Genomic DNA, 10558 nt, shown 5'->3' with positions numbered 1-10558 from the left:
TCGGCAGCGTCAGATGTGTATAAGAGACAGGAATGGCTCTAATAGTTATTTCTATTTTACAATGCAATGCAAATTTAAAAATGAGGGAGGCGAAGACAATGACTCTCTCTAAACGCGAACAAATCCTTCTTGCGATTCTGATTGTTTCAGTTGTATTTTTCCTCTTTTACAGATTTATTTACGTACCCAAGGTAATTGAAATAGAAACAATAGATGCTGAAATAGCTGAAAGCGAAAATCTTCATACACTGCTGGGAAAAAACTTAAACAGCAAAATCGAACTCGAAGATTCAATCAAAAGTATGAAGATCAAAGTAAGGGAGATGGATCGTCTTCTTCCAGAACGAGTCTATCAGGAAGAAGTCATTCTTTATCTCGAAAATTTGATTGATGCCCATGACATTAAATTAGCGGGTATAGACTTTTCAACAGAAACGCTCGGAATTACATCGCTGGAAAATGCAAATTCCAAGGATTCCGTGGAAATGCTTCTATTTAACTATGAACAAGAGAAAGAATCGAAAAGTCTTGAAGAACTTAAAAATATAGGCAAGGAAAATATCGAAGAAAACGCTGATACAAAAGAACCGGAAGTCAAACAATTTGAAGTTGCAATAAACTTTGCCGGCAATTATTCGGACATCAAAGCTTTTATGGACAAGATAGAAAGCAACCATCGTCTAATAGGAATCCATTCACTGAGCATGAATTATGATACAGAGACAGAGAACATCTATGGAAACATGATTCTCAGCTTCCCCTTCTACGAGGATGGAACATTCAATGAATTGCTTTGGGAAATCGAAAGCAATTACGGCAAGACAGATTTGTTCGGCGATATCAATTTACAAGCTCCGGTGTACGGATACACCCCCGACATGACCGAATTCAATAGGTCCGATTTTTACATTTTCCTTGATCCTGTCAAAAATATTTTGCCGACGGTGACTTTGGGTAAAACTCCATATAACTACACAGCAATTTATAGCGATTCAAATAGTACGGAAACAATAAAATTATTTCTAAAAAAGGATGATTCGGGTTATTTATACAGTTATGAAAACAGTTACTCAAAATACCCTACTGAAAATGGAGCTTTCGAAGTTTTCGAACCTGAAGGTGCAAACATTGTGCTGAATGTATATGCAAGATCTGATAATGATTTAAAAGATATGCCAGGAACCAAGCTTTTGATTGAAAATGAAACAGAACTGCCGGTATTTATCCATGTGATTGGCGATGATTCTAATAATCCGAGTTTTAAGTATGAAGTAGTTTCAGGCGACGTGCATGAGATAAATATCTCCTAATAATTATTAAAAACTGCATATCTTTCTAAAGAGAAAGGAAGGTGCAATCATAAAAAACGAAAAAGGCATTACACTTATTGAACTTTTAGTCAGCCTTGTTGTGCTGTCTATCTTGCTAGTGTCTTTCTATGGCATTTTCACAAATGCGGCCAAACTTGACATACGATCAAAAAACGAGATGACCGCCAACTACCTTGCTCAGCAGATAGTTGCAGAAGTAAAAAACGACCCTGATGCCGATTGGACCGAATACGAGAATTATTCCTTGTGTATTGACAAACATTGTTTTCAATTGTACAATTAATGTGTGTATCCAATTATAAGAATATAATTTTTTGATGTATCAATATATCAGAAGGATTTTACAACAATCCATTGGAGGTGAAATAATGAAAAATGAAAAAGGCTTTACCCTTATAGAACTTACTATAAGTATTGCTGTATTAGCAATACTTATAGTGCCGTTTTTTGGAATTTTTACCAACGCAGCCAAGCTCGATTCGCGGTCAAAAAATGACATGACTGCCAACTATCTTGCGCAGAAACTTATAGCGGAGGAAAGAAAAAATCCATGGGGACGTATTTCGGATGAAAATTGGGTCTATGACGATGACAGTATATTTACCACAAGCAGTCTTGATGAAGAGGGCGAAAAGTATGCCGCTTATTCCGCCAATATTACCTATAAAGGTTTAAACCTTTTAGTGGATGAAAGCAATTTAGCGGATGGAAGCAACGAAGTTGCCGGAAACCAAGATGAAGGCGTATTTGATTATACTTTTACAATAAATGGAAACGATGATATGTATAGTAGTGGTCATGGTACGGGTGGAGATAATGGTAATCACCCTTACGATTTGGACATCGCTATTAATGACATTAACGATGAAGAAATCTTCTCAGATACTGTTACAGTGAATTTCAACGAAAACCCTACTATGTATAAAGAGTTTCGCAATGGATTTGACATTTCTTTCGGATCTTCTTACAATACTTCTGCAATAGTTTTCTCACCAAAAGATGAGAGAGGTCCCAGAGATTATGGTACGGAAATTTCAACTCTGGGAATTTCTTTATCTGCTAATATAAAACAAACAGTCAAATTTGTATTCAATACGGATTTTCCAAAGGCAAATGGAAATTGGGATAAAATTAATGTAGGTTTATTGAAACCTTGGCAAAACAAGAAAGTGTATTACTTTGTAGATGCTACTACTAAACCGGATAACTTCACTATTACTTCAGAGCATGACGATATCATTTTACTACTATCTGAAGACGATCCCAATTTTCCATCTGAAGGTGCTGAAGGTGGAAATTCTGGCAATGTTTCAGAAATTACAAAAAAATTGTATAGTGTTACTGTAGAAATAACAGGTTACGACCCGATCAGCAAAACAAATAAGGTTCTTAAGACACTTGTAACCACAATTAAACCCAATTAAATAAGAGCAGGTGAGGCAGTGAAATTTTATAATTCGACGAATAATAGAGGCTCTGCTCTTGTTTTCATGATTTTAATTTTATTCATATTGAGTGTTTTAGGATCTGTTTTGGTATCTATAACCATGACCAATTTTAAGATTTCAAAGCATAGCAATGATTACGAAACAACCTACTCTTTGGCAGAAGGCATGGCCGAAGAGCTTATCCTCACAGCTGATGGCATTCTTTTTTACGCGGCATCCGCCACCCAAAAAAGCATAAATGGTGATTCCTCTAGCTATATAATAAGTACGAAAGATAAAGGAGAGACCACTTATTCATTGAAAGAAGGCTTAGAGGGGGATATCTATTATGACTTCCTCGGTTATGTAAGATACGGCACGGAAGATGACGAAGAAGATGACGCCTTCGTCGGTTTGTACGAAATTGATGCTTATGACTTGGACTTTGTTTCGGATTCGGATTTCAGCGGAAACAGTGATTATGAGTTTGAAATTGAAGAAATTTCCGTTGTTCCAAATAAAGTGCTTACAGAGCGTGACTCTTTCAAAGTGACAATTCTTGTTGAAGCGACTTACCTTTCATTGAAGCGTAGCATCCAGCTTATTTCCGTTGTACAGTTTTCATGTAATCCTACCTTGATGAATGACAACATTACAATTGCAACGGATATCAATGCCACAATGGACTATGAAAATGTTTCATGGCAGGAAACAAATATCAACGAATAAATGTAAAAGCCGGTTCGCCGGCTTTTTATTTGCAGCAAAACCGGTACTGCATACATTCAAACACAATATAATTTGAGGAGAAATTTTATGACACATAGAATTGCTACCCTAAAAAGCGGTCTTAAGCTTGACTTCGGCGAAGGACTTCTGCTTTTTAAGCCTGTAAACTTCAGATACTACGCATCATTTACCGGCACTTCGGGATTCATATATTCGGACGCATCAGGTGATTTCTTTCTCACCGACTCAAGGTATGTCGAGCAAGCCAAGAAGCAGTGCATGGGATTCGAAATAGTTGAATTATCCAAGGACTTTACAATCTACAATTTTCTTGAGGCCAAGGGCCTAAACAGGCTATATGTCGAAGAAAATTACATTACTATGGCATTACATGGCAAACTGAGAAAAAGCCTCGAAAATACCCCTATAATCGGTATGGATGCCTTTATATCCAATCAAAGAATCATAAAGGAAACATCCGAGATTGAAAAAATATCAAGGGCGGCCAAGATTGCCGATGAAGCCTTCTCCCATATTATCGGATTTATAAAACCCGGAATGACGGAAAAAGAGATTGCGTTCGAGCTTGAATTTTTTATGCGGAGAAGCGGAGCCGAAGGACTTTCATTTGAAACAATAGTTGCAAGCGGTGTACGTTCTTCGATGCCGCATGGCGCTCCCACAGATAAGAGGGTTGAAGAGGGAGAATTCATAACGATGGATTTCGGGTGCATGGTTGAAGGATACTGCTCGGACATGACGAGAACTGTTCATTTGGGGCCCGCAAGTGAGGAAGAAAGGAATGTATACCAGGTTGTGCTTAAAGCCCAGAATGAGGCCATGAAGTCCATTATGGAAGGCATGACTTGCGTTTCTGTTGACAAGATAGCCAGAGATATTATAATGGAGAATGGATATGGGGACTATTTCGGCCATGGACTCGGGCACGGAGTGGGTCTCGAAATACACGAAGAACCATTTCTTTCGCCTTTGGGCGACAAAATGCTGAGAGCAGGAATGGTTGTAACGGATGAGCCCGGCATATACATACCGGGAAAGTTTGGAGTCCGAATAGAGGACCTTGTTGTAGTAAGGGAGAACGGGTGCGATGTGCTTTCTAATTCTCGAAAAGAACTAATTGAAATATGAAATTTGGGCAATTTATAGTATAATGGTTCTAGTAAATACAACATGGAGGTATAGTAATGGTTTCAGCAGGTGATTTTAGAAAAGGTGTTACTTTCGAAATTGACGGAGAGCCCTTCGTCGTAATAGATTTCCAACATGTAAAACCGGGCAAGGGGGCTGCATTTGTAAGAACCAAATATAAAAGCCTTAAATCCGGAGCCACAAGGGAACAGGCCTTTAATCCTAGTGAAAAATTTCCAAAGGCGCATATAGAAACAAAGGAAATGCAATACCTTTACAGCGATGCGGATTTGTATTATTTTATGGATAATGAAACATATGAACAAATGCCACTTGAGGCTGACCTCGTAGAAAACGCAATTAAATACCTCAAAGAAACCGACAATGCAACGCTTAGGTTTTATAAGGGCAGTTGCTTCCAGGTGGATGCGCCGACTTTCGTAGAGCTTGAGGTTACGGAAACCGAACCCGGAATCAAGGGCGATACGGCATCAAATGTAACAAAGAGGGCTGTCGTTGAAACAGGAGCTGAAATACTGGTACCGCTTTTTATTAATGAAGGCGATTCAGTGAGAATAGATACAAGAACAGGCGATTATCTTTCCCGGGTATAATCCCGGCTATGAATACAAAAGGAGGGCGACATGAACAATATTAATGAAAAGGTTTCTTATCTAAAGGGTCTCATGGAAGGTATGGCTATCGATACCACAACCAACGAAGGAAAATTATTTGAAAAAATCATTGAAACACTTGGAGATCTTGCACATGAAGTAGAATACATTAATGAAGATCTCGATGACATGGAAGAATACCTTGATGCAATGGATGATGATTTGACAGACTTGGAAGACGATGTTTACGACTTAGAGGATGAAGACGACGACGACGAAGATGACGACGATGACGAATTCTATGAAGTGGAATGTCCTGCTTGCGATGAGGTTTTCTACTTGGACGAATCGGACCTTGTTTTTGATGAAGAAGGTCTTATCAAAGTCAGTTGCCCAAGCTGCGGAGAAGTAATCATCATAAACGAAGAGATGGATTGCTTTACTGAGGACGATGAAGATGAAGTAGAGGAAACTGAAGTTTAAACTGTTTGGAGGCAAATACATGGAAGATAAACGTCAACTTGACAAGTTGGAATATGGTGAAGTAAACATTTCAAATGAAGTAATAGGCATTATTGCAGGGCTTGCAGCTAAGGAAGTAAGCGGTGTTGTAGGAATGAATAGCAGCATAGGAGTTGAAATATCGGAAATTTTTGGTAAAAAGATTTACAACAAAGGCGTTAAGATTGAAATAGATAACGATAATGCCATTACTGTAAACCTTAATTTGGTCATTGACTATGGTATTGTTATTTCTGAAATTTGTTCAAAGATACAACAAAATGTAAAAAAATCTATTGAAACCATGACCGAGATGGAAGTATTAGCCATAAACATCAACATACAGGGAATAAAACAAGATGTGGAGTAATTATTTATTGCAACGTAACATATGATTGACATTTGTCTAAGAACTAACCTTGGTTAGTTCTTATTCATTAAATCAGGGAGGAACTATGAATAGAAAGCAGGAGAGGGAAGCTTTGTTAAAGATTCTCTTTGAAAGGGATTTAAATAGCGATTCGAATGCAATTGAGCAATACGCAGGAAACGATTTCATTGAAGGTCTCTTTAAAGATGTATTTGCAAATATTGAAAGAATAGATTCAATAATCACTAGGCACCTTAAAGACTGGTCAATCGAAAGGCTTCCTGCAATCGACAGGTCGATTTTAAGGATTGCTTTGGCTGAAATTCTATACCGAGAAGAAATACCCTTGTCGGTTTCCATAAACGAGGCGGTGGAGTTGGCCAAGAAATTTAGCGATGATAAGTCTGCGAAATTCATAAATGGTCTTTTGGGGAATCTGCAAGATGAAATCCTATAGTCTCGGAATTGATACGAGTTGCTATACAACATCATTGGCAATTGTTGATGCTCATGGTGAAGTGCTTGTTGATGAAAGAATTCCGCTTAATGTTGGGGATGGGCAGAAGGGCTTGCGGCAATCCGAGGCCTTTTATCAGCATGTATTGAATCTTCCCGGGCTTTTTGAAAAAGTTGCGACTTATGCAGATGGGGTAGCATGCATTTCTGTAAGCGAAAAGCCCAGGAATAATTGCGATTCATATATGCCCGTTTTTAATGCCGGCACAGCCTTTGCTAGGGCGGTGTCAAATTTGCTTGCATTGCCAATTCATTATTGTTCACATCAGGAAGGACATATTTATTCAGTAATGAAGGAATCGGGTATAAATGCCGACCTTCCTTTTGTTGCCGTCCATCTTTCGGGAGGAACGGCTGAAATAATGAATATTTCAGTAAATGGAAATAGAGTTGAATCAACAATAATCGGAGGTTCTCTGGACATAACTGCCGGCCAGCTAATTGACAGAGTGGGCGTAATGCTGGGTTACGCTTTCCCTGCAGGGAAGGCGCTTGACGGCCTTGTTTGTGAAAGCAAGGATAAATCAGCATACCGCACATCGGTAAAAAACGGCTATTTCAACCTTTCCGGAATAGAGAACATGTCTGAAAAGGATTTTGCGGACGGGGTCGAACCCGTTGAAATAATTGTTAAAACCTTCAACTGCATAGCAAACACTCTTTTGGAAGCATTTGCCCAGCTTGATATTGCAAATAGAGTCATCCTAATGACAGGAGGCGTTTCTGCTAGCCGCTTTCTAAAAAAAGCATTGTCGCGCGAGCTTAAATCAATCCGATTCGGACCCTCCGGCCTTTGCACAGACAATGCGGTGGGCCTTGCTCGAATGGGAATAGGATTGTCAGGAGTCAAGTAAAATGAAAATGAAAACACTTAGTGTATCGGAAGTTAATCACTATATGAAACGCTTGCTTCAGGCTGATCCCTTGCTTAACCACCTCTCGGTCAAAGGCGAAATTTCAAACTATAAGGCAAATCCGGCAGGATATGCTTTTTTTACTCTTAAGGATGCTGAAAGCAAAATAAGCTGTGTGATTTTTTCCAATAGAATGAACGGCCTTGCTTTTATTCCGGAAAACGGAATGGCGGTTACGGTAAAGGGCAATATCTCTCTTTATGAAAAATCCGGGGTTTATCAGATTTATGTAAATGAAATGGAGCCATCAGGCACGGGAGATTTGTTTAGAAAATTTGAAGAACTTAAAATCAAATTGGGGAAGAAGGGGTATTTTAGTCAGCAGCAAAAGAAAGAGCTGCCCTTTTTTCCGAAAAAAATTGCAATTGTAACTTCTTCGAGCGGCGCTGCACTCAGGGATGTTTTAAACGTGGCAAAAAGGCGCAATAAAACAACAATGTTATACATATATCCATCATTGGTTCAAGGCATTCATGCCGCAGAAAATTTGGCTGAAAATATACGCCTCGCAAATTGCTCATCTAACGGATATGATTTAATAATACTTACTAGAGGCGGAGGATCCATTGAGGAATTATGGGCCTTCAATGAAGAGGTTTTGTGTGAGGCAATTCACATTTCCGACATACCTGTAGTCTCTGCAGTTGGGCACGAAACTGATTTTACAATTTCCGATTTCACATCGGATTTTCGCGCCCCCACGCCATCGGCGGCTGCCGAACTCTGTCTTCCTGACACCGCAAAGCTCACTGAATCCATTGAATCGCTATATGCATACTTGGAAAGAAACATTTTGCGCAAGTTCGAGTACCTGCAAAATGAATTGCTTGCAAGCTCGCCAAAGGGACTGGCAAAAAAACTTTCTTGGCGATTTGAAAACGAAAGAAAAGATTTGCAATATCTTAATGCAGCCATGTATACATCCATGGAACATGCTTTGTCGAAAAGACAAGAAGAGGCGCGCGGCATACTGGAAGCTCTAAATAGGGCCAATCCGGATTCAATCCTTCGGAAGGGTTATGCAATCGTGTATAATGAATCTGAGAAGGTTGTTTCAAGCGTAGAAGATGTGAATTTGAATGAATGCGTTACTGTAGTTGTTAAAAATGGTAAAATAAAGAGCAGGATTACCTCTCTCAAGAAGGAGATGCGATAATATGACCAAAAAAAAGTTGTCTTTTGAAGACCACATGTCCGGGCTAAAGGATTCATTGGAAAAACTGGACCACAACGAGTTGTCTCTCGAGGAGGCCCTAAAGGTCTACGAGAAAGGCATTGAATCCTACAAGAATTGCAACGATGCTTTAAGCGCGGCCCGAACAAAGGTGCAAATACTGGTTGAATCGGCTGAAAAAGAGACCTTTGCTGATTTTGAAGAAGGGAATTTGAGCGATGACATTTGAGCAAAACATGGATTGTTATAAAAAGAAGATTGAAAAAGCGCTTGGTCATATAGATTCCTTGAATCAATCTACAAATGAGTATCAACAAGCCTTGGTTGATTCAATGGATTACAGCCTTAAGGCCGGAGGCAAGCGCCTTCGTCCAATGCTGCTTCTTGAGGCTAACAGGGTACTAGGCGGAATTCAATCGAAAGCAATGCCGTTTGCCTGCGCTTTGGAGCTTATACACACATACTCGCTTATTCATGACGATTTGCCGGCTATGGACGATGACGATTTGCGTAGAGGAAAGCCTACGAACCACAAGGTGTTCGGAGAGGCACTGGCAATATTGGCCGGAGACGCACTGCTTAATCTGGCCTATGAAACAATGCTTGAATCCATAGAAGATAAAGAGGGTTTGAAAGCCTCGAGAATACTCGCCAAAGCTGCAGGTTCTAGGGGAATGGTCGGGGGGCAGAGCGTTGATGTTTTGACGGAGGGTCTTTCAATTGAAAAGGATATACTTGAATATATACACATAAACAAAACCTCAAGATTGATTCAGGCCGCTCTCGAAATGGGCGCAACAATCGCAGGAGGAACGAAAGAAGAGATGGAAATTTTTGGGCGTTTTGGATTTAATTTGGGAATGGCGTTCCAAATAAAGGACGACCTTTTGGATATTGAAGGCGATGAAATCTTGTTTGGCAAACCAATAGGCAGCGATTTGGCAAGCGGGAAAAATACATATCCAAGCATCGTCGGCATCGACGCCGCAAAGGCATCTTTGCAAAGCCATACAGACTATGCAATTTCTGAATTGGAAAAAATAGATGGCGACATACATTTTCTTAAAGAGCTTGCCGGCTATTTATTGTCAAGAAACGCTTAGCGACGCAGAAAGGGGATGATATCTTGTCATATATGAGAGAGCTATTTAGCAATCCATATTTCAATTCTTCTTTTTGGGCATGGTTCATCGCCCAGGCTTTAAAGGTGATTCTCACGCTTGTAAAAGAAAGAAAACTTGATTTGTATCGTTTTGTGGGTTCCGGCGGAATGCCGAGCTCCCACTCGGCTATGGTAATGGGTCTATCTACTGCCATAGGTTTAAAGACAGGTTGGGATTCACTCGAATATGCCGTAGTATTAATATTTTCGCTAATAATAATGTATGATGCAGCCGGGGTCAGAAGGGCCGTTGGAAAACAGGCCATGATTTTGAATCAAATGATCAAAGACAAACAGCAAAACAAACAAATCGAAGAACGACAGCTAAAGGAATTGGTGGGACATACACCGATTGAAGTATTTGCAGGCGCTATTTTAGGCATAGCAATAGCCAATCTGTTAATATAAAATAATGTGGCGCAGTATCCTAGTCAATTTTTTCATTTTTGAAGGCGGGGCTAAAAATCCGTCGAAGGGCACATCGATGAAGTTCCTAATAATTGCTTCTGACGCCCAGTTGGGGGCATTTGTCGGGAATAAGAAGTAGGGGGCAATCCGCAATGGCATGTGGGCTCTACCCTCTCTTCATGGAGAATCGGATGCAATCCGATATAAACCTGCACGAAATAACAACTGCAGAGTAGCCTGCCTTGAGTGGAAACGGTAGATGT

General features: G+C 39.8%; 14 protein-coding genes. All 14 read left to right on the top strand.

Going from position 1 to position 10558, the window contains the following annotated elements; translation table 11 throughout:
• Positions 1 to 98 precede the first annotated feature (98 nt).
• The 14 genes from JJE29_04985 (at position 99) to JJE29_04920 (ending at position 10295) form a co-directional block, all read left to right on the top strand.
• A complete protein-coding gene (locus JJE29_04985) occupies positions 99 to 1310 on the top strand; it encodes a hypothetical protein (protein MBK5251971.1) in 1212 nt (403 codons plus the stop codon).
• A 13-nt stretch (positions 1311 to 1323) separates the two neighbouring features.
• On the top strand, positions 1324 to 1614 hold the full coding sequence (locus JJE29_04980; GenBank protein MBK5251970.1) for a type II secretion system protein: 291 nt from the start codon (positions 1324 to 1326) through the stop codon (positions 1612 to 1614).
• Between the two features lie 85 nt (positions 1615 to 1699).
• Complete coding sequence (locus JJE29_04975; GenBank protein MBK5251969.1) at positions 1700 to 2755, top strand: prepilin-type N-terminal cleavage/methylation domain-containing protein; 1056 nt, start codon at positions 1700 to 1702, stop codon at positions 2753 to 2755.
• A gap of 18 nt (positions 2756 to 2773) precedes the next feature.
• Positions 2774 to 3487: a hypothetical protein gene (locus JJE29_04970; GenBank protein MBK5251968.1), complete on the top strand. Its 714-nt coding sequence runs from the start codon at positions 2774 to 2776 to the stop codon at positions 3485 to 3487.
• 87 nt (positions 3488 to 3574) lie between these two features.
• Positions 3575 to 4636, top strand: coding sequence for an aminopeptidase P family protein (locus JJE29_04965; protein ID MBK5251967.1), 1062 nt, complete (start codon positions 3575 to 3577; stop codon positions 4634 to 4636).
• Between the two features lie 56 nt (positions 4637 to 4692).
• Positions 4693 to 5250, top strand: coding sequence for an elongation factor P (gene efp / locus JJE29_04960; GenBank protein MBK5251966.1), 558 nt, complete (start codon positions 4693 to 4695; stop codon positions 5248 to 5250).
• Positions 5251 to 5280: 30 nt separating this feature from the next.
• On the top strand, positions 5281 to 5733 hold the full coding sequence (locus tag JJE29_04955) for a hypothetical protein (protein MBK5251965.1): 453 nt from the start codon (positions 5281 to 5283) through the stop codon (positions 5731 to 5733).
• A gap of 19 nt (positions 5734 to 5752) precedes the next feature.
• Entirely contained in the window at positions 5753 to 6121 is a 369-nt protein-coding gene (locus JJE29_04950) for an Asp23/Gls24 family envelope stress response protein (protein ID MBK5251964.1), read from the top strand.
• Positions 6122 to 6206: 85 nt separating this feature from the next.
• A complete protein-coding gene (nusB, locus tag JJE29_04945; protein ID MBK5251963.1) occupies positions 6207 to 6578 on the top strand; it encodes a transcription antitermination factor NusB in 372 nt (123 codons plus the stop codon).
• Complete coding sequence (locus tag JJE29_04940) at positions 6565 to 7491, top strand: peptidase M22 (GenBank protein ID MBK5251962.1); 927 nt, start codon at positions 6565 to 6567, stop codon at positions 7489 to 7491. Before nusB ends, JJE29_04940 begins: the two co-directional genes overlap by 14 nt.
• Position 7492: 1 nt before the next feature.
• On the top strand, positions 7493 to 8707 hold the full coding sequence (locus JJE29_04935; protein ID MBK5251961.1) for an exodeoxyribonuclease VII large subunit: 1215 nt from the start codon (positions 7493 to 7495) through the stop codon (positions 8705 to 8707).
• A gap of 1 nt (position 8708) precedes the next feature.
• A complete protein-coding gene (gene xseB / locus JJE29_04930; protein MBK5251960.1) occupies positions 8709 to 8954 on the top strand; it encodes an exodeoxyribonuclease VII small subunit in 246 nt (81 codons plus the stop codon).
• Positions 8944 to 9828 carry a polyprenyl synthetase family protein gene (locus JJE29_04925; GenBank protein ID MBK5251959.1) on the top strand — a complete coding sequence of 295 codons (885 nt, stop codon included), beginning with the start codon at positions 8944 to 8946 and terminating at the stop codon, positions 9826 to 9828. The genes xseB and JJE29_04925 overlap by 11 nt, the downstream gene beginning before the upstream one ends.
• Positions 9829 to 9860: 32 nt before the next feature.
• Entirely contained in the window at positions 9861 to 10295 is a 435-nt protein-coding gene (locus JJE29_04920) for a divergent PAP2 family protein (GenBank protein ID MBK5251958.1), read from the top strand.
• Positions 10296 to 10558 lie beyond the last annotated feature (263 nt).

The organism is Peptostreptococcaceae bacterium, from assembly GCA_016649995.1.
Lineage (GTDB): Bacteria > Bacillota > Clostridia > Peptostreptococcales > BM714 > BM714.
This window is presented reverse-complemented; position numbering and strand designations above follow the sequence as displayed.